General features: G+C 68.7%; 13 protein-coding genes. 7 read left to right on the forward strand and 6 right to left on the reverse strand.

Annotated elements, in window-relative coordinates:
- Positions 1 to 386: 386 nt before the first annotated feature.
- The 3 genes from tldD to U5A56_RS00965 form a co-directional block, all read right to left on the reverse strand.
- Positions 387 to 1,853 (reverse strand): metalloprotease TldD, encoded by a 1,467-nt coding sequence (gene tldD, locus U5A56_RS00955; protein WP_321920712.1) that lies wholly within the window; start codon positions 1,851 to 1,853, stop codon positions 387 to 389.
- Positions 1,854 to 1,945: 92 nt separating this feature from the next.
- A complete protein-coding gene (locus U5A56_RS00960; RefSeq protein ID WP_321920713.1) occupies positions 1,946 to 2,773 on the reverse strand; it encodes a carbon-nitrogen hydrolase family protein in 828 nt (275 codons plus the stop codon).
- 51 nt (positions 2,774 to 2,824) lie between these two features.
- On the reverse strand, positions 2,825 to 7,024 hold the full coding sequence (locus tag U5A56_RS00965) for a YhdP family protein (RefSeq protein ID WP_321920714.1): 4,200 nt from the start codon (positions 7,022 to 7,024) through the stop codon (positions 2,825 to 2,827).
- Positions 7,025 to 7,250: 226 nt separating this feature from the next.
- Here U5A56_RS00965 and glnE point away from each other — a divergent pair, with 226 nt between their 5' ends.
- Positions 7,251 to 10,052, forward strand: a complete 2,802-nt coding sequence (glnE, locus tag U5A56_RS00970; protein WP_321920715.1) for a bifunctional [glutamate--ammonia ligase]-adenylyl-L-tyrosine phosphorylase/[glutamate--ammonia-ligase] adenylyltransferase — start codon at positions 7,251 to 7,253, stop codon at positions 10,050 to 10,052.
- A gap of 259 nt (positions 10,053 to 10,311) precedes the next feature.
- Here the strand turns inward: glnE and recN are convergent, their stop codons facing one another.
- Together recN and U5A56_RS00980 are read right to left on the reverse strand one after the other, a co-directional pair.
- The gene (gene recN / locus U5A56_RS00975) at positions 10,312 to 11,961 is read right to left on the reverse strand and encodes a DNA repair protein RecN (RefSeq protein WP_321920716.1); all 1,650 of its coding nucleotides are present in this window, start codon (positions 11,959 to 11,961) and stop codon (positions 10,312 to 10,314) included.
- A gap of 19 nt (positions 11,962 to 11,980) precedes the next feature.
- Positions 11,981 to 12,883, reverse strand: a complete 903-nt coding sequence (locus U5A56_RS00980) for an NAD kinase (RefSeq protein ID WP_124487961.1) — start codon at positions 12,881 to 12,883, stop codon at positions 11,981 to 11,983.
- A 130-nt stretch (positions 12,884 to 13,013) separates the two neighbouring features.
- Between U5A56_RS00980 and hrcA the strand changes: the two genes are divergently transcribed.
- From hrcA to U5A56_RS00995, 3 genes are all read left to right on the forward strand, one after another.
- Positions 13,014 to 14,036, forward strand: coding sequence for a heat-inducible transcriptional repressor HrcA (hrcA, locus tag U5A56_RS00985; protein ID WP_011544637.1), 1,023 nt, complete (start codon positions 13,014 to 13,016; stop codon positions 14,034 to 14,036).
- Positions 14,037 to 14,173: 137 nt separating this feature from the next.
- On the forward strand, positions 14,174 to 15,238 hold the full coding sequence (gene hemH, locus U5A56_RS00990; protein WP_321920717.1) for a ferrochelatase: 1,065 nt from the start codon (positions 14,174 to 14,176) through the stop codon (positions 15,236 to 15,238).
- A 5-nt stretch (positions 15,239 to 15,243) separates the two neighbouring features.
- The gene (locus tag U5A56_RS00995) at positions 15,244 to 15,651 is read left to right on the forward strand and encodes an RNA-binding S4 domain-containing protein (RefSeq protein ID WP_124487960.1); all 408 of its coding nucleotides are present in this window, start codon (positions 15,244 to 15,246) and stop codon (positions 15,649 to 15,651) included.
- Here U5A56_RS00995 and U5A56_RS01000 read toward each other — a convergent pair.
- Positions 15,623 to 15,784: a hypothetical protein gene (locus tag U5A56_RS01000; protein WP_006476841.1), complete on the reverse strand. Its 162-nt coding sequence runs from the start codon at positions 15,782 to 15,784 to the stop codon at positions 15,623 to 15,625. The two genes, U5A56_RS00995 and U5A56_RS01000, sit on opposite strands and share 29 nt — an antisense overlap.
- A gap of 350 nt (positions 15,785 to 16,134) precedes the next feature.
- Between U5A56_RS01000 and grpE the strand changes: the two genes are divergently transcribed.
- The 3 genes from grpE (at position 16,135) to dnaK (ending at position 19,222) form a co-directional block, all read left to right on the forward strand.
- A complete protein-coding gene (gene grpE, locus U5A56_RS01005) occupies positions 16,135 to 16,680 on the forward strand; it encodes a nucleotide exchange factor GrpE (RefSeq protein ID WP_044844047.1) in 546 nt (181 codons plus the stop codon).
- A gap of 10 nt (positions 16,681 to 16,690) precedes the next feature.
- Positions 16,691 to 17,131 (forward strand): thioredoxin family protein, encoded by a 441-nt coding sequence (locus U5A56_RS01010; RefSeq protein ID WP_321920718.1) that lies wholly within the window; start codon positions 16,691 to 16,693, stop codon positions 17,129 to 17,131.
- A 147-nt stretch (positions 17,132 to 17,278) separates the two neighbouring features.
- Positions 17,279 to 19,222: a molecular chaperone DnaK gene (gene dnaK, locus U5A56_RS01015; protein ID WP_044844049.1), complete on the forward strand. Its 1,944-nt coding sequence runs from the start codon at positions 17,279 to 17,281 to the stop codon at positions 19,220 to 19,222.
- Positions 19,223 to 19,240: the final 18 nt, after the last annotated feature.

Here is a 19,240-nt window from a genome sequence, read left to right on the forward strand (position 1 = left end):
GTTTTGCGGGCGCCGTTCGGTCAGTGCGCGTGCGGCAGATTCATCGATTCAAGCGATTCAGTGATTTCGGTCGGGGCCGCGGGATCCGCTGCGGCGGCGACCGGGTGGCGAAGGGCGAAAAAAAACCGCCGGGTTCGCCGGCGGTTTTTTCGGGAATTTCGGTTGCGCTTCACGCGCCATCAACCCTCTCGATCCGCCAGCGGTCTGAGATGCCAAAAAAAGTAAAAATAAAACTTGGCGGACATGACGGAGATTCGGTTCGTCAAAAAAAGTTGATTCGGAATTTATACCCGGTCGCCGCGTCGCTGGCAACCGGGGGTGCTCAAAAATGCGGAGAATCCGCGTGCTTTTGCCAAAATGCGCGGATTGTCTGCGCCGCGATGCGGTTATGCCGTACCGCCGACCGTCATCTTGTCGATCCGAAGGGTCGGCTGGCCGACGCCGACCGGCACGCTCTGGCCTTCCTTGCCGCACACGCCGACGCCCGAGTCGAGCGACATGTCGTTGCCGATCATGCTCACGTACTTCAGCGATTCCGGGCCGCTGCCGATCAGCGTCGCGCCCTTCACCGGGTAGGTGATCTTGCCGTTCTCGATCATGTACGCCTCGGACGCCGAGAACACGAACTTGCCGTTCGTGATGTCGACCTGGCCGCCGCCGAAGTTCACCGCGTACAGGCCGTTCTTCACCGACGCGATGATTTCCTGCGGATCCTTGTCGCCGTTCAGCATGTACGTGTTGGTCATGCGCGGCATCGGCAGCGCCGCGTACGACTCGCGCCGCGCGTTGCCGGTGACGGGCATCTTCATCAGGCGCGCGTTCAGCGTGTCCTGGATGTAGCCCTTCAGGATGCCGTCCTCGATCAGCGTCGTGCACTGCGTCGGGTTGCCTTCGTCGTCGATGTTCAGCGAGCCGCGGCGGTTCGGCAGCGTGCCGTCGTCGACCACCGTCACGCCCTTCGCGGCGACCTGCTCGCCGATCCGGCCGGCGAACGCCGACGAACCCTTGCGGTTGAAGTCGCCCTCGAGGCCGTGGCCGATCGCCTCGTGCAGCAGCACGCCCGGCCAGCCCGGCCCGAGCACGACCGTCATCGCGCCGGCCGGCGCGGGGCGCGCGTCGAGGTTGACGAGCGCCGCGTGCACGGCGTCGTCGACGTAGCGCGACAGCACGTCGTCGGTGAAGTAGCCGTAGTCGAAGCGGCCGCCGCCGCCGCCGGAGCCGATCTCGCGGCGGCCGTTCTGTTCGGCGATCACCGTGACCGACACGCGCACCAGCGGGCGGATGTCGGCCGCGAGCGCGCCGTCGCTGCGCGCGACCAGCACGACGTCGTATTCGCCGGCGAGGCCCGCCATCACCTGCGTGACGCGCGGGTCGCGCCCGCGCGCCATCTGCTCGATGCGCTCGAGCAGCTTGACCTTGGCGGTCGCGTCGAGCGACGCGAGCGGATCGGACGGCAGGTACAGGTCGCGGCCCGAGATGCCCTTCAGGGAGGTCGCCGCCTTGATCTTCTGGCGGCCGCCGCCGGCCGCCGCGATCGCCTTGGTGGCCGCGGCCGCCTGTGCGATCGCTTCCGGCGACAGGTCGTCCGAGTACGCGAACGCGGTGCGGTCGCCCGCGACCGCGCGCACGCCGACGCCCTGGTCGATGCTGAAACTGCCCGACTTCACGATGCCTTCCTCGAGGCTCCACGCTTCGCTGCGGGTCGCCTGGAAGTACAGGTCGGCGTAGTCGACGCGATGCGTGAAGATGTCGGCCATCGTGCGCGTGAGCAGGCTCTCGTCGAGGCCGTACGGCGTGAGGAGGATGTCCTTCGCCAGCGCAAGATTGCGGATGCCGGGTTCGATGATGTTCATGCGGGTATCGAGGGTTCTCAAAAAGTTGTCGGGTGCGTTCTGGGCAGATGGGTTGGCCGGGCGGCGTTTCAAGCGCCGGGCGGTTCAGCGGTTCAGGCCAGCACGCGATGCCGCCACGCGGGCAGGCTCTGGCGCACGTCGGCGATGCGCTGCGGATCGAGCGTGCCGGTCACGACGCTCGCGCCTTCGTCGCGGACCGCGACGATCTCGCCCCACGGGTCGATCAGCATGCTGTGGCCCCAGGTGCGCCGGCCGTTCTCGTGCTTGCCGCCTTGCGCGGCCGCGAGCACGTAGCACTGGTTCTCCACGGCCCGCGCGCGCAGCAGCATTTCCCAGTGCGCGCGGCCCGTCGTATACGTAAACGCCGACGGCACGACGATCAGCGCGCAGTCGCCCATCCTGCGATACAGCTCCGGAAAGCGCAGATCGTAACAGACCGACAGGCCGACCCGCCCGAACGGCGCGTCGAACGCGACGACCGTGTCGCCCGCGCGGATCGTGCGCGCCTCGTCGAACGATTCGTCGCCTTTCTCGAAGTTGAACAGGTGGATCTTGTCGTAGCGGGCGGCTTCCTGACCGTTCGGGTCGAACACGAGCGTCGTGTTCAGCACGCGATCGGGCTCCGGCGCCTTCAGCGGCAGCGTGCCGCCGATCACCCAGATGCCGTGACGGTGCGCGGCCTCCGACAGGAAGCGCTGGATCGGGCCGTCGCGGTAGGGTTCGGCGAGCGCGAGCTTGTCGGTGTCGCGATGGCCCATGAAGCAGAAATACTCGGGCAGCAGGACGAGCTGCGCGCCGTCGCCGGCCGCTTCCGCGATCAGGCGGCCGGCTTCGGCGAGATTGCGTGCGACGTCCGGCGTGCTCACCATCTGCAGCGCGGCGACCCGAAAGGGCGTGGCGGAACGGGTGTGATCGGTCATCGCTGGATCGGTTGCGTCATAAATGGGGTGCGGCCCGGCACCCTGCGCGCGTCAGTGGCTCGCCGCATCGGCCGGACCGTGATTCATCTTACCCTGATCGCCTCGCACCCGCTCGATGTGCGGATGCGCCCACGAGCCCGTGATCGCGTAGTCGAGCGCGAACGCGTGCGACAGCGTCTCCGACAGCGCGTAGTTCGCGGCCAGCACGCCGACACCCAGCAGCGGATTGATGATCGCGGCCGCGATTGCCGCCGTGCCGGCGCCGATCTTCGGCGCGACGTGCGCGTGCAGGTCCTGCGTCTCGGCGCCGAGGTCGACCGCGCCGCGCACCGTCACGTTCGCCGGCGCCGTCGTCATCGAGAAGTCGTCGGTGCGCGCGATCCCGTTCGAGATCCGGCTGGTGCCCGTGATCTTGTCGAACGGCAGTCCCTTGCCGATCACGTCGCGGAAATTCAGCGTCAGGAAGCGCGCGAGGCTCTGCAGGCTCAGCACGCCGAGCAGTTTCGCGGCACCCGGATCGACCTTCAGGATCTGGCCGTGCTCCAGGTCGAGCGCGACCTGGCCGCCGAGCGACGGCAGATCGACCGCGGTCGGGCCGCCGCGCCAGCCGACCTTGCCGGTCACGGTGCCGTGGCCGTTTGCAAGCGTGCGCGGCAGGCCGACGAGGTCGAGCAGCGCACCCGCGTTGCCGACGTCGAGCTTGAAGTCGAACACGCTGCGGCGCGGCGCATCGTTTTCGTCGACGCCGCGGGCCAGCGCGCGGCGCGACGTGCGCCAGTTGCCGGTCGCCGTCAGCTTCGCGGCCGGGTTCGCCAGTTCGAACTTGTCGAGCTGCCACACCGGCACGCCGTCTTCCTCGAGGTTGCGCGCGTTGACGACGAGCCTGCCGATGTCGTGATCGCGCGCGACGACCTGGTCGACGATCAGGTCGACCGACGGCATCGGCCGGTCGGTCGGCGTCGGCAGGTTCATCGCGCGGCCGACGAGGTCGTGCTGCGCGCTCTGCGGGATCACGAGTTTCGCGAGCCGCGCGTTCAGCACGCCCGCACCGTTGTGGCCGCCGCCCGGCGCCCACGACAGGTAGCCCGAGACCTGGTTCGACGCGATGTTCGCCTGCCACAGCTCGTCGACGTGCGACGCGCCGATGATCACGTTTTCCCAGTTGCGCTTGAGCAGCTTCAGCGTGCCGAAGTGGAGCGCGAAGCGCTTCGGCGTGAAGCTCGCGACGTCGACGCGCGGCGCGGCCTGCGGCTCCGGCGCGCGCGGCGTGTCGTGCTGCAGCGTGCGGGCGAGCGCGAGCCACGCGTCGGCATCCAGTTCGTCGACGTCGACGGCGGCGCTCACGCCGTCCTGCGGCAGATCGGGCATCCGATGGATGCCCATCGCGCCGCGCACCGCGCGCAGCGGCTGGCCGGGCGTCGCGTCGAGCAGGTAGGTCGCGGACACGGGCCCGAGCGTCAGGTCGGCATGCTCGAGGCGCTTGCCGCCGGCCTGGGCGGCCGGCTGCAGCGTGAAGCGGAACGGCATCGGCGTGCCGGCCGGTTTCGCGAACGGCGCCGGGAAATTCAGCGCGACGCCCGTCAGGTCGGAATGCGCGGTGACCTCCGGCAAGCGGCCCGGCGCGCCGCGCACGGCGAGCTGGTACGGCGCGTCGCCGACCACGTGCTCGAGCAGCGCCGCGGCCGTGCCCCGCAGGTTCAGGCCGCGCGCGGCGTCGAGCGCGAGCTTGCCGTCGACGTCCACCGCGTACGGGCCGTGCGACTGGAAGTTGCCGTTCGCGCGCACCGGGCCGCCGAGGAAGCGCCCCGACAGCTCGTGCAGCGACGCGCCGGCCTCGCTGAAGCGCACGCTGCCGCGCAGCGCGGACAGCGGCGGCACGCCGTCGGTCGACAGCGTGTTGCCGCCGAACGCGAGCGTGCCCTCGACGTGCGTATGCGGATGCGGAACGTGCTGCGGAATCGTGATCTTGAGCGCGAGCGCCGCGGGCCCCTGCGCATCGATCCGCTGGCCGATGTGCCCGCTCATCGTGCCGAGCGAGCTGTTGTCCGCGTAGTCGATCAGGTCCGCGAGCGGGCCTTGCGCATGGCCGTCGATGACGAGCGGCGACTTCGACGGATTGCCGAGATCGTCGATCCAGCCGGCGACCTTCGTCAGCGCGACGCGCTTGTAGTGCGCGCGCGCGATGTCGAAGCGCAGCTTGTTCTGCGCGAGCTCGAACACGCCGTCGATTCCGTCGAGTGCGGGCCAGACGCTCGGCGTGCCGTTCGCGAGCTTGCGCGGCGGGTACGGCGTCGGCTCGAAGCGCCCGCCGGTGAACGGCGCGACGATGTGGAACACGCCGGCGTCCGGCTCGTGTTCGAACGGGAATTTCTCGAGCGGGCCGCGGGCGACGATCGACGCCCCCTTGGTCACCTGGCCGTCCTGCAGCGCATGGCCGAGATAGTCGCGCAGGTGCTCGGACATCCCGGTCGGCAGGTAGCGCGGGATGCGCGCCACCGATGCGCGCGCGAAATCCGCGCGCAGGTCGAGCGAGCCGCGGCCGTGGCCGGGGTTCGTGTACGTGCCGGACACCGCGATTTCCGCATCGGGGTTCGCGACGAACAGGTCGGGCAACGTCACGTCGACGCGCGCGTGCTTCTCGCCCGGCGCCGGCGTGATCACCCATTTCGCGTTGCCGCGCAGCCGGTCGAAGGTCAGGCGCGGCTCGTCGAATTCGCCGGGTACCGTGACCGCCGCATTGACCGTGTCGAAGTGCGCGGTGCCGCCGGTTTCCTTCGCATCGATGCGGCCCCACAAATTCTCGACGCCCGGCCAGCCGGCGCGCGGGTGGCCGCGCGGGGAAAGACCCGGCGGCGGCTCCTGCGCGGCGACGCTGATGCCCTGCAGATCGCCGAGGAAGCGGTAGCGGACGATCGGCGCGGCGCCGGTGCGCCGCTCTTCGTCGGCGAGCTCGGCCCGCGCCGGCTTCGCGCGTTCGACCTCGATGTGATAGTTCGACACCATCCCGCGCGGGTCGAGCTTGATCAGCTCGTTGCGCAGCCGCGCGGGCAGCGGCAGCCCGCGGATGAACTCGCTGAGGATGCCGAGATCGACGCGGTCGCCGACGACGCTCAGCAGCTGCCCCTGGTCGGCGGTCGGCACGCGGTAGCGGGCGGTCAGCGTCGACAGCGCGAGCGAACGGGCGAGCGGCGTGCCGTCCGGCAGCGGCGGCTGGCCGAGCTCCGCGTTGAAGCGCGTCAGGTGCAGCGTGTAGTCGTGGCCGGCGTCCAGCGCCATGTCCCAGCCGAACCCGACCGTCGGCACGTCGAGGCGCGGCTGGGTCGGCCGCACGCGCAGCACGACGTCGGCGCCCTGCAGGTCGCCGCCCGCGGAGCGCAGGTGGCCGTCCTGGAAGGTCGCCCAGATCGCGTTGTCGATCCGGCCCGCGTGGATCGTGAGCGGGATGTCGAGATAGCGGCCGAGCGTCTGCAGGTCGACCGGGCCGGTCGACAGGTACGCGTCGCCGGTCCAGTTCGTCGGCTTGCCGATCGGCGCGAGCGGCTTGTGGCGGAAACGCGCGCGGAAATCGAGTGGGCCGAGCAGCAGCGTGCCGTTCGCGGGCGCCTGCAGCGCGGCCTTGTGCTCGCGGCCGTGGTTGAGCACCGCGAGGCGGATGCCGGACAGCGCGAGTTCCGGTGCGTCGTGCTGCGCGTCGCGCCAGCGCAGCGTGCCGTTGCGCAGCACGATCGCTTCCTGCTTCAGCAGCCACGTGCCGAACGTGTCGTTGCCGCCGTGAGTGGTCGCGACGCCGACGCCCGCGACGCTCAGCGAGCCGTCGGCGGCGCGCGCGACGACGAGGTCGGGATGGTCGACGATCAGGCTCGACAGCGCGGGCGACAGCCGCAGCAGCGACATCCACGAGAGCGCGGCCGTCGCGTGCGGGACCGACAGCGCGATCTGGCCGTCACGGCCGCGAATGGTGAGGTTGGCGACTTCGACGCCCGGCTGCATGCCGGACCAGTGCGGAGACAGCTTGCCGATCGAAAGCTGCGCGTGCAGCTTGTCGGACACCGCGCGCTCGATGCGCGGGCGGTATTCGTCGATCCGCGGCAGCAGCACGTAGCGCATCCCGAGGAACACGCCGGACGCGACGAAGTACGTGCCGATCCCGACTGCCAGCGTCACCCTGAACACGCGACGCAGGACCGGATGATCGTGCTTCGGAGGTCCCGCTTCGGGCTCAGCTACGGCGGATTCCTGACGGTCGGACATGCGGCGGAAGGGCGGCGATATGGTAGTTTTGCAGACTGACGTTGAAATGTATCACACGGGTTCGTGCCGGCGGCCGTTGAGCCCGCACGGCACGGGCTTTCCTGCGCGCGGTTGTCGCGGCGGCGCACCCGCGTCGCGACACCGCGCCGAGTCCAAGGGGCCTGTCGGCAGCGGGACGCGCACGCGTTGTCCCGCAGCGGGGCCTTACTGCCAGGCCCGCTTTTCGATGACCGACGCTTCCGCCCTGATCAGCACGTCCTATTCCCGCTATCTCGCCCGCGCGGCCGCCGCGCGTCCCGCGCTGTCCGACCAGATCGCCGCGTGGGCCGCCGCGCCGCTCACGCGCGCGCAACTCGACGCGCGCCTGACCGAACTGCTCGCCACGCCGGCCGGCACGGCCGCGCCGGGCGACGAGCAACTGAAGCGCGCGCTGCGGCAGTTGCGTATCGAGGTGTTCGGCGCGGTCGCGGAGCGCGACCTGCGCGGCGTCGCGAGCGTCGCCGAGGTGACGGGCGCGATGACCGATCTCGCCGAAGTGGCCGTGCAGCGCTCGCTCGCGCTGCTGTCGGCCGAGCTCGAGGCGATGTACGGCGAGCCGCGCGGCGCCGACGGCCAGCGCGTTGTGCTCGGCGTGGTCGGGATGGGCAAGCTCGGCGGCCGCGAGCTGAACGTGTCGTCGGACATCGACCTGATCTTCGTCTACGAGGACGACGGGGAAACGGCCGGCGGCACGCGCTCGCCGCTGTCCACCCAGGAATATTTCACGCGGCTCGGTCGGCGCCTGATCGGCGTGCTGTCCGAGGTCACGGCCGACGGCTACGTGTTTCGCGTCGACATGCGGCTGCGCCCGAACGGCGATTCGGGGCCGCTCGTCTGCAGTCTCGGGATGCTCGAGGAGTATTTCTACGTGCAGGGGCGCGAATGGGAGCGCTACGCGTGGATCAAGGGGCGGCTCGTATCCGAAGGCGACAGCGACGCGGCGCGGCGGCTGGCGGCGCAGCTCGAATCGATCGTCAAGCCGTTCGTATACCGCCGCTATCTCGACTTCGGCGTGATCGGCGCGATCCGTGCGCTGCACCAGCAGATTCGCCAGGAAGCCGCGCGCCGCGCGTCGATGCGGCCCGACAAGGCCGACGACATCAAGCTCGGGCGCGGCGGAATCCGCGAAATCGAATTCAGCGCGCAGGTGTTCCAGCTGATCCGCGGCGGCCAGGATGCGGAATTCCGCGTGCGGCCGACGCTCGCGGTGCTGCGCCATGCGCAGGCGCGCGGGCTGATCGGCGAGGACGTGCGCGAGCGCCTGACCGACGCCTACAACTTCCTGCGCACGCTCGAGCACCGGCTGCAGTACCGCGACGACGCGCAGACGCACGCGATGCCGGTCGATCCGGGCGAGCGGGCGGTGCTGGCCGCGTCGCTCGGCTTTGCCGACTATGCGGCGCTGATGACGGTGCTCGACGGTCACCGGACGTTCGTCGAGGCGCAGTTCGACCAGATCTTTGCCGACAAGGTGAACGGCGGCCCCTGCGCGGCGGGCGAGGACACGGCCGCGACGTGGATCTGGAGCGGGGCGCTCGCCGACGACGGCGAAGACGACGCGCTGCTCGCGCGCCTCGACGGCGTGGGCTTCACCGATCCGGCGGCCGTGCTCGCGCGGCTGCGCGCGATCTGGCAGTCGTCGCGCTACGCGGGCCTGCCGGAAAAGAGCCGGCAGCGTTTCGACAGCGTCGCGCAGCGCGCGCTCGAGGCCGCGCCGCGGATCGACGCCGCGCGCCGCGACGACACCATCGTGCGGCTGTTCGACCTGCTCGAGACGGTCAGCCGGCGCGGCGTCTATCTCGCGCTGCTGACCGAGTATCCGGCCGCGCTCGACCGCGTGCTGTCGGTGCTCGGCGCGACGCGCTGGGGCGGCGGCTACCTGATTCGCCATCCGCAGCTGCTCGACGAACTGCTCGACGACGAAGCGATCGCGAGCCCGTTCGACTGGCCTGCGTTCAAGGACGCATTGCGTGCGCGCCTCGCGGCCGCCGACGGCCCCGAGCAGCAGATGGACCTGCTGCGACACGCGCAGCACGCGGAGGTGTTCCGCATCCTGCTGATCGACCTGGCCGGCCAGCTGTCGGTCGAGCATGTGAGCGACCGCCTGTCGGAACTCGCCGACGCGGTGCTCGACGTGACGATCGAAGTCGTCTGGTCGCAGCTCGCGAAGCGCCACCGCGACGTGCCGAAGTTCGCGGTGATCGCGTACGGCAAGCTCGGCGGCAAGGAGCTCGGCTACGCATCGGATCTCGACCTGATCTTCCTGTACGACGACCCCGACGAGCGCTCGGCGGACGTCTACACGACGTTCACGCGCCGGCTGATCACGTGGCTCACGACCGCGACCGGCGCGGGCGCGCTGTTCGACATCGACCTGCGGCTGCGGCCGAACGGCGAGGCCGGGCTGCTCGTGACCGATCTCGACGCGTTCCGCCGCTACCAGTTGCGCGAGGGCGACGCGGCCAACACCGCGTGGGTGTGGGAACACCAGGCGCTGACGCGCGCCCGCTACAGCGCGGGCGATCCGCAGATCGGCACGGACTTCGAGGCGATCCGCCAGCAGGTGCTGACGACGCCGCGCGACGGGGCGGTGCTCGCGAAGGAAATCGTCGACATGCGCGGCAAGGTGTTCGCCGGCCACCCGAACCAGACCGAGCTGTTCGACCTGAAGCACGATCGCGGCGGGATGGTCGACATCGAGTTCATCGTCCAGTACTGGGTGCTGCTGCATGCGTCGAGCGATGCCGAGCTGATCCGCAACACCGGCAACATCGCACTGCTGCGCGAGGTCGCGCGATTCGGGCTGATGGGCGAGGACGAGGCCGAGCGCGTCGGCGCCGCGTATCGCAAGTACCGGAAGCTGCAGCACAAGCTGCGGCTCGACGGGATGGAGAAGGCGCGGGTCGATCCGGCGCTGGTGGCCGACGAGCGGGCGGCCGTGACGGCGTTGTGGGAGCGTGTGTTCGGCGCAGTCGAAACGGGAGTTTGAGTCGGACGTTTGAATTCGGCGTTCGCGGCAGGACGCTCGAATCCGCGGGGCAGGGCGGGCGCGCCCGGGCGGCGGCCGTCCATCGAAAAACTGCGCCGTGCGAGCGGTTCGACCGGTAGATCGGTCTGCCAGCTCGCCGTGCCGCTGCAGGCCTGTTCCGGGAAAAGCGACACGCCACGTGCCGAAAAACGTGGGGTTCGTCGGCGGTCCGGGACCGGCGCATGCGCCGATCTTCTGCATTCGGCCGACGAAGCCGGCGTCAGGCCGCCAGCATTTCCTTCGCGTGCTTGCGCGTGGTGGCGGTGATCTCGAGCCCGCCGAGCATCCGCGCGACTTCCTCGACCCGGCTCGCCTTGTCGAGCGGGACGACCGACGAGACGGTGCCGCCGCGCTCGTCGGCGCCTTTCGCGACCTGGAAGTGATGGTCGCCGCGTGCGGCGACCTGCGGCAGGTGCGTCACGCACAGCACCTGGCGGTCGCGCCCGAGCTGGTGCAGCAGGCGGCCGACCACCTCGGCGACGCCGCCGCCGATCCCCGTGTCGACTTCGTCGAAAATCAGCGTCGGCGTCGGGCTGGCGGCGCTAGCGATCACGGCCAGCGCGAGGCTGATCCGTGCGAGTTCGCCGCCCGACGCGACTTTCGCGAGCGGCCGCAGCGGCACGCCCGGGTGCCCGGCGACCCGGAATTCGACCTGTTCGAGCCCGTGCGGGCCGCCGTCGGCGAGCGGCACGAGCGCGACTTCGAAGCTGCCGCCCGCCATCGATAGTTCCTGCATGCCGGCCGTGACGGCCGTGCCGAGCGCCTTCGCGGCCTGCGCGCGGGCCGTCGACAGGTGTTTCGCGTCGGCGAGATAGGCTTCCCGTGCCTTCGCCTGCGCGGCTTCGAGCGCGCCGAGATCGGCGGCCGCGTCGAGCGCGGCGAGCTGCGCGCGGCGTGCCGCATGTTCCTCGTGCAGCGTGTCGGGCGGCAGCCGGAACTTGCGGGCGGTCGAGTGCAGCGCGTCGAGGCGCGTTTCGACCTGCGCGAGCCGGGCCGGGTCGAGATCGAGGCGCTGCGCGTAGTGCGACAGCGAATAGACGGCTTCCTGCAGCTGGATTTCGGCCGGTTCGAGCGACGCGAGCGCATCGCCGAGCCCCGTGTCGTAGTCGGCCAGGCTGCGCAGCTTCGACACGATCGCGCCGAGCTGCGGGAGCATCGCGTCGTCGGCCTCGGACAGCGCGTTGAGCGCGCCCTGCACGCCGGCGATCAGGTTCGCCGAATGCGACAGGCGCTTGTGCTCGCTGCCGACTTCGTCCCATTCGCTGGGTTGCGGTGCGAGCTTGTCGAGTTCGGCGAGCTGCCAGGCGAGCTTCTCGCGTTCGAGCTGCAGTTCGCGCTCATGCGCTTTCGCGGCGTCGATCGCCTGCGTTGCGTCGCGCCAGACGCGCCACGCGCGTGCGACGTTCGCGGCATCGGCCACGAGCCCCGCGTGCGTGTCGAACAGCTCGCGCTGCGCGTCGGGCCGCATCAGCAGCTGGTGCGCGTGCTGACCGTGGATGTCGACCAGCATCTCGCCGAGCTCGCGCAGCTGCGCGAGCGTCGCGCTGGTGCCGTTGATGAATGCACGCGAGCGGCCGTTCGCGTCGATCACGCGGCGCAGCATCACGGTGTCCTCGGCGTCGAACGCGTGTTCGTCGAGCCAGCGCGCGACGCGGTCGTGCGGCGTGAATTCGGCGGTGATGTCGGCGCGGCCGCAGCCGGCGCGCACGACGCTCGCGTCGGCGCGTTCGCCGAGCGCGAGGGCCAGCGCGTCGATCAGGATCGATTTGCCGGCGCCGGTTTCGCCGGAAAAGACGGTAAAGCCGCTGTCGAATTCGAGATCGAGCGCGGCGACGATGACGAAGTCGCGAATCGAGAGGTGGCGGAGCATGGTGTCGGGCGTGGGTGCGTCAGGACGCCTTGTCGTCTTCGTTCGATGCGTGTTCGTTCCAGTGCAGCTTCTTGCGCAGCGTCGCGTAGTAGCTGTAGCCGACCGGGTGCAGGAACGGCACCGTGTGCTTCGAGCGGCGCACCTCGATCGTGTCGTTCAGCTCGAGCGACGTGAACGACTGCATGTCGAAGTTCACGTTGACGTCACGGCCGCCGACGATCTGGATCGCGATCTTCGAATCGTCGGGCAGCACGATCGGCCGGTTCGACAGCGCGTGCGGCGCGATCGGCACGAGCACGATGCCCTGGAGCTGCGGATGCAGGATCGGGCCGGCCGACGACAGCGCGTAGGCGGTCGAGCCGGTCGGCGTGGCGACGATCAGGCCGTCCGAACGCTGGTTGTACATGTACCGGCCGTCGACCGACGCGCGCAGCTCGACCATCCCGGAAAAGCCGCTGCGGTTCACGACGACGTCGTTGAACGCGAGCGCGTGGTAGATCGGTTCGCCGTCGCGCACGATCCGGGCCTCGAGCAGCGAGCGCTCCTCGCGCTCGAACTTGCCCGACAGGATCACCGGGACGCGCGCCTGCATGTCGGCCGCCGCGATGTCGGTGATGAAGCCGAGCCGCCCGTGGTTGATCCCGATCAGCGGTGTCTTGTACGGCGCGAGCTGGCGGCCGATGCCGAGCATCGTGCCGTCGCCGCCGAGCACGACCGCCACGTCCGCGCGCGCGCCGATCTCCGCCGGGGTGAGCGCCGGATAGCCGGAGATGCCGATCTCGCGCGCCGTTTCGGCTTCGAACACGACCTCGAAGCCGAGCTTCGCGATGCAGCCAGCCAGCGTGGCGAGCGGCTCGGCGATGCCGGGCGTGTTGCTCCGGCCGACGAGCGCGACGGTGTTGAACTGATTACCGGTTTTCATGCCGGCATTACACCATAGCTCGTTGACGAAAAGAACCGGCTGTGCGCGAACGGGGCCGGATCGGTCGGCCCGGGCGACAGTGGCCGCGGCCACTCGCCGTGCTCGCGCGGTTGCGCTAAAATTTTCCACCATGCTAGATCCTCGCGCACGAACCCTCCTGAAAACCCTGATCGAACGGTATATCGCCGACGGTCAGCCGGTCGGCTCGCGCACGTTGTCCCGTTATTCCGGGCTCGAACTGAGCCCGGCAACGATCCGCAACGTGATGTCCGACCTGGAGGAGCTCGGCCTCGTGTCGAGCCCGCACACGTCGGCCGGCCGCGTGCCGACGCCGCGCGGCTATCGGCTGTTCGTCGACACGATGCTGACGGTCGAGGCGCCGATCGACGCCGAGGCCGTCGCGCGCCAGGTGCAGAACACGCTGCAGGCCGGCGAACCGCAGCAGCGGGTCGTGGCGGCCGCGGCGAGCGTGCTGTCGAACCTGTCGCAGTTCGCGGGTGTCGTGCTGACGCCGCGCCGCAGCCACGTGTTCAAGCAGATCGAGTTCATGCGGCTGTCGGACAAGCGCATCCTGCTGATCATCGTCACGCCCGAGGGCGACGTGCAGAACCGGATGCTCGCGACGCCGCGCGACTATTCGCCGTCGCAGCTCACCGAGGCCTCCAACTACATCAACGCGCATTTCGCCGGGCTGTCGTTCGACGAGGTGCGCCGCCGCCTGCGCGACGAGATCGACCAGCTGCGCGGCGACATGACCACGCTGATGCATGCGGCCGTGACGGCCAGCACCGAGGTGCCCGACACCGAGGACACCGTGCTCATTTCCGGCGAGCGCAACCTGCTCGAAGTGGCGGATCTGTCGTCCGACATGGCGCGGCTGCGCAAGCTGTTCGACGTGTTCGACCAAAAGACGGGCCTCCTGCAATTGCTCGACGTGTCGAGCCACGCCCAAGGCGTGCAGATCTTCATCGGCGGCGAATCGACGCTCGTGCCGATCGAGGAAATGAGCGTCGTGACCGCGCCCTACGAGGTGAACGGCCAGATCGTCGGCACGCTCGGCGTGATCGGCCCGACCCGCATGGCGTACAACCGCGTGATCCCGATCGTCGACATCACCGCGCGGCTGCTGTCGCTCACGCTGAGCCAGCAGTAACCCGACCGATACCGTCCAGCCATCGTGCCGCGGCGCCGTGCGCACCGCCAGTCGGCCGAACGGCCAGCCGACCCGGGCGAGACGGCCCGCTATAATTGAGGGCCGTCCGACTGCGTGCCCCGAGCACGTTCCTGCCCATGCGTTTCGATCTTGAGCCGCCTTCGAGCGTCGCAGCTGCCCATCGCATCGGCGTGCTGCTGATCAATCTCGGCACGCCCGACGCCCCGACGCCGCGCGCGGTGCGGCGCTATCTGGCCGAGTTCCTGTCGGATCCGCGTGTCGTCGAAATCCCGCAGGTCGTCTGGCAGGTGCTGCTGCGCACGCTGATCCTGCCGCTGCGCGGTCGCGCGTCCGCTAAGAAGTACGCGGCCGTCTGGATGCCCGAAGGCTCGCCGCTGCGCGTGTACACCGAGCGCCAGACCGACGGCGTGCGCCACCTGCTCGCGTCGAACGGCTATCAGGTGACGGTCGACTACGCGATGCGCTACGGCAGCCCGGGCATTGCGCAGGCGCTCGCGCAGTTCAAGCGTGCGGGCGTCGAGCGCGTGCTGCTGATGCCGATGTACCCGCAATACTCGGCGTCCACCACCGCGACGGCATTCGATGCCGCGTTCGCCGCGCTCGCGCGGATGCGCAACCAGCCGGAAGTGCGCACGGTGCGGCACTACGCCGACCATCCGGCCTACATCCACGCGCTCGCCGAGCAGGTGCGCCAGTACTGGGCGCAGCATGGCCGGCCCGACTTCGCGGCCGGCGACAAGCTCGTGCTGAGTTTCCACGGCGTGCCGAAGCGCACGCTCGATCTGGGCGACCCCTATCACGACCAGTGCCAGCAGACGGGCGCGCTGCTGATGGCCGCGCTCGGGCTGTCGACGCTCGAATGCCGCGTGACGTTCCAGTCGCGCTTCGGCAAGGCCGAGTGGCTGCAGCCGTACACGGCGCCGACGCTGCGCGAACTCGGCGAGGCGGGCGTGCGGCGGGCCGACGTGTTCTGTCCCGGTTTTACGGCCGATTGTCTGGAGACGATCGAGGAGATCGGGATGGAGGTGCGCGACGAGTTCATCGCGGGCGGCGGCCAGGCGTTCCACCGGATTCCGTGCCTGAACGGCGCGCCCGCGTGGATCGGCGCGGTGGGCGAGATCGTCGCCGAGAATCTGCAGGGCTGGCCGGTGAAGGCCGCGCAGCCCGAAACGGTGAGTTGAACGCGATGAACTACAGGATTTCGACGGAACCCGGCGCGAAGCTGCGCATCGACAAATGGCTGTGGGCGGCCCGCTTCTTCAAGACGCGCTCGCTCGCGTCCGACGCGGTCGACAAGGGCCACGTGAAGATCGGCGGCGCGGCGGTGAAGCCGGCCAAGGACGTGCGCGTCGGCGACGAGGTCGAGATTGCGATCGACGGTGTCGTCTGGCACATTGCCGTGCTTGGCATTTGCGACGTGCGCGGGCCCGCGAGCATCGCGCAGACGCTTTACGAGGAAACGGAAGCGGGGCGCGTCGCGCGGCTCGCCGAACTGGAACGGCGCCGCACCTATCGCGAGCCGGCGGCGGAGCTGCACGGCCGGCCGACCAAGCGCGACCGGCGCATCATCGACAGATTTTCTGGTGGGAGCTGAACATCTGGTCGAACGTCGCCCGCGCGCTGCCGTATTCGGTCGTGCGGTCGGTGACGGCTCCGGACAGGCAGATGGTGGTGGTGCCGGCAATCAGTACCAGCGCGACCACCGATATGGCAAAGGTCAGTTTCACGGTACGCGCCTCGATGGGACTGTGAATGCAGCGCCAGGTGGATGTCAGGCGCCGGTAAGCTAGGGTAAACGCGCTTTTTCGACGCTTGAATGGAGTGTAGTGCACCCCCCTGTGCCGAGCTAGTACTTGCCTGGTAAGCGTTGTTACCGGTCGTTTCGTCCGATCCGGCGACAAATGCACGTAATCGGCGGCGCGCAGCGCGGTTGTTTCACGGCATTGGCGAATGCCGGTGAATAACCCCCTTGAAATCGCAGTTTTCGCCCTTATTTGCACCAACAATGTGCGGTGCCGCCGACATACGGTCCGGCGGTTGCCGATTTGGCTTCAACCTCTAATCGACTTTCAGCGACATGGAAAACACGCAAGAGAACCCGGCTACCCAATCGGCCGAAGACATCGGCAGCGAGAAGCAGGCGGCGCAAGGCGCGGCGCCCGCCGCCGAAGCAGCCGACGCGGCGCTCGCGGAGGCTCAAGCCAAGGTCGCCGAGCTGCAGGAGAGCTTCCTGCGGGCGAAGGCCGAGACCGAGAACGTCCGCCGCCGCGCGCAGGAAGATGTCTCGAAGGCGCACAAGTTCGCGATCGAGGGCTTCGCGGAGCACCTGCTGCCCGTGCTGGACAGCCTCGAGGCTGCCGTCGGCGATACGTCCGGCGACATCACGAAGGTGCGCGAAGGCGTCGAACTGACGCTGCGCCAGCTGACGAGCGCGCTCGAGAAGGGCCGCGTCGTCGCGATCAACCCGGTCGGCGAGAAGTTCGATCCGCACCAGCACCAGGCGATTTCGATGGTGCCGGCCGAGCAGGAGCCGAACACCGTCGTGACCGTCCTGCAAAAGGGTTACATGATCGCCGACCGCGTGCTGCGCCCGGCGCTCGTCACGGTCGCCCAGCCGAAGTAAGGCCGACGCGATGGTTCCCGCCGGCGTCGATCCGGCCGCGTTCGACGCGTTCGACATGCAGGCGCTGGCGGCCGACACGTTCGACGCCGCGATCGCCGACGCCGGGGATGCGCTCGCCGTGGTGTTCTTCTGGGGCGTCGACTGCTTCAACTGCGAGATCGCCAAGAAGGCGATGCTCGCCCAGCCGGACGCGATCCGCGCGCTGGATCTGAAGTGGTTCCATTGCAACGTGTACGAACATCATGAGCTGGGGCGCCGCTTCGGCCTGCACGGCGTGCCGACGTGGTTCTTCTTCCACCGCGGCAAGCGGCTCGGCCGTGCGACCGGCTGGCATGGCCTCGCGCAGTTCCAGGCGGCGGTGTCGGCGGCGCGCGCGAAGATCGCCGCGGCGGCCGGCGCGCCGTCGGACCGCGACGCCGGTTCGTACGATCCGGCTACCGGCGGCGATTGAAAAAATTTAATATCCGCATCGCTTGGCGGGTCTTGAAAACGGATCGGCCGGACGCATTTCGGGAACAGAGTTGAATTCTGGCGCGCGAAACTGCCCAAAAACGCGGGGTTTCGCGCAGCAAACAAGCATTTCTGGAGATTAGGAAAAATGGGAAAGATCATCGGTATTGACCTCGGCACCACGAACTCGTGCGTCGCCATCATGGAAGGCAACCAGGTCAAGGTCATCGAGAACTCGGAAGGCACGCGCACGACGCCGTCGATCATCGCCTACATGGACGACAACGAAGTGCTCGTCGGCGCGCCGGCCAAGCGCCAGTCCGTGACCAACCCGAAGAACACGCTGTTCGCCGTGAAGCGCCTGATCGGCCGCCGCTTCGAAGAGAAGGAAGTCCAGAAGGACATCGGCCTGATGCCGTACGCGATCATCAAGGCCGACAACGGCGACGCATGGGTCGAAGCGCACGGCGAGAAGCTCGCGCCGCCGCAGGTGTCGGCCGAAGTGCTGCGCAAGATGAAGAAGACGGCCGAAGACTACCTCGGCGAGCCGGTCACGGAAGCCGTGATCACGGTGCCGGCGTACTTCAACGACAGCCAGCGCCAGGCAACCAAGGACGCCGGCCGCATCGCGGGCCTGGAAGTCAAGCGGATCATCAACGAGCCGACGGCCGCCGCGCTCGCGTTCGGCCTCGACAAGGCCGAGAAGGGCGACCGCAAGATCGCCGTGTATGACCTCGGCGGCGGTACGTTCGACGTGTCGATCATCGAGATCGCGGACGTCGACGGCGAAATGCAGTTCGAAGTGCTGTCGACCAACGGCGACACGTTCCTCGGCGGCGAGGACTTCGACCAGCGCATCATCGATTACATCATCGGTGAGTTCAAGAAGGAGCAGGGCGTCGACCTGTCGAAGGACGTGCTCGCGCTGCAGCGCCTGAAGGAAGCCGCTGAAAAGGCGAAGATCGAGCTGTCGTCGAGCCAGCAGACCGAAATCAACCTGCCGTACATCACGGCCGACGCATCGGGTCCGAAGCACTTGAACCTGAAGATCACCCGCGCGAAGCTGGAAGCGCTGGTCGAGGATCTGGTCGAGCGCACGATCGAACCGTGCCGCATCGCGATCAAGGACGCCGGCGTCAAGGTGTCGGACATCGACGACGTGATCCTGGTCGGCGGCCAGACCCGCATGCCGAAGGTGCAGGAGAAGGTGAAGGAGTTCTTCGGCAAGGATCCGCGCCGTGACGTGAACCCGGACGAAGCCGTCGCAGTCGGCGCGGCGATCCAGGGCCAGGTCCTGTCGGGCGACCGCAAGGACGTGCTGCTGCTCGACGTGACCCCGCTGTCGCTCGGCATCGAGACGCTCGGCGGCGTGATGACGAAGATGATCAACAAGAACACGACGATCCCGACGAAGCACGCTCAGGTGTATTCGACGGCGGACGACAACCAGTCGGCCGTGACGATCAAGGTGTTCCAGGGCGAACGCGAGATGGCAGCGGGCAACAAGCTGCTCGGCGAGTTCAACCTCGAAGGCATCCCGCCGTCGCCGCGCGGCGTGCCGCAGATTGAAGTGACCTTCGACATCGACGCGAACGGCATCCTGCACGTCGGCGCGAAGGACAAGGCGACCGGCAAGGAAAACAAGATCACGATCAAGGCGAACTCGGGCCTGTCCGACGCTGAAATCGACCAGATGATCAAGGACGCGGAAGCGAACGCAGCGGAAGACCACAAGCTGCGCGAGCTGGCTGATTCGCGCAACCAGGGCGACGCGCTGGTTCACAGCACGAAGAAGGCGCTCACCGAGTACGGCGACAAGCTGGACGCGGGCGAGAAGGAAAAGATCGAAGCGGCGCTGAAGTCGCTCGAGGACGTGCTGAAGGATACGTCGGCCGACAAGGCGGCGATCGACGCGAAGGTCGAGGAACTCGGTCAGGCTTCGCAGAAGCTCGGCGAAAAGATGTACGCCGACATGCAGGCGCAGCAAGCTGGCGCGGCGGGTGCAGCGGAAGGCGCGGCCCAGGCGGGCGGTGCGCAGCAGGCTGCCGACGACGTCGTCGACGCCGAGTTCAAGGAAGTGAAGAAGGACTAAGCCGGGTTGCAATGGCAC

The organism is Burkholderia sp. BCC1998 (assembly GCF_905339875.1).
In the GTDB taxonomy this organism is placed as follows: domain Bacteria; phylum Pseudomonadota; class Gammaproteobacteria; order Burkholderiales; family Burkholderiaceae; genus Burkholderia.

Excerpts from the sequence above, each read along its gene's own strand:
- dnaK (WP_044844049.1), top strand. The coding sequence starts at position 17,279 with ATGGGAAAGATCATCGGTATTGACCTCGGCACCACGAACTCGTGCGTC.
- tldD (WP_321920712.1), bottom strand. The coding sequence starts at position 1,853 with ATGAACATCATCGAACCCGGCATCCGCAATCTTGCGCTGGCGAAGGAC.
- U5A56_RS00980 (WP_124487961.1), bottom strand. The coding sequence starts at position 12,883 with ATGAAAACCGGTAATCAGTTCAACACCGTCGCGCTCGTCGGCCGGAGC.
- grpE (WP_044844047.1), top strand. The coding sequence starts at position 16,135 with ATGGAAAACACGCAAGAGAACCCGGCTACCCAATCGGCCGAAGACATC.
- U5A56_RS00960 (WP_321920713.1), bottom strand. The coding sequence starts at position 2,773 with ATGACCGATCACACCCGTTCCGCCACGCCCTTTCGGGTCGCCGCGCTG.
- U5A56_RS01010 (WP_321920718.1), top strand. The coding sequence starts at position 16,691 with ATGGTTCCCGCCGGCGTCGATCCGGCCGCGTTCGACGCGTTCGACATG.
- hemH (WP_321920717.1), top strand. The coding sequence starts at position 14,174 with ATGCGTTTCGATCTTGAGCCGCCTTCGAGCGTCGCAGCTGCCCATCGC.
- U5A56_RS00995 (WP_124487960.1), top strand. The coding sequence starts at position 15,244 with ATGAACTACAGGATTTCGACGGAACCCGGCGCGAAGCTGCGCATCGAC.
- recN (WP_321920716.1), bottom strand. The coding sequence starts at position 11,961 with ATGCTCCGCCACCTCTCGATTCGCGACTTCGTCATCGTCGCCGCGCTC.
- U5A56_RS00965 (WP_321920714.1), bottom strand. The coding sequence starts at position 7,024 with ATGTCCGACCGTCAGGAATCCGCCGTAGCTGAGCCCGAAGCGGGACCT.
- hrcA (WP_011544637.1), top strand. The coding sequence starts at position 13,014 with ATGCTAGATCCTCGCGCACGAACCCTCCTGAAAACCCTGATCGAACGG.
- glnE (WP_321920715.1), top strand. The coding sequence starts at position 7,251 with ATGACCGACGCTTCCGCCCTGATCAGCACGTCCTATTCCCGCTATCTC.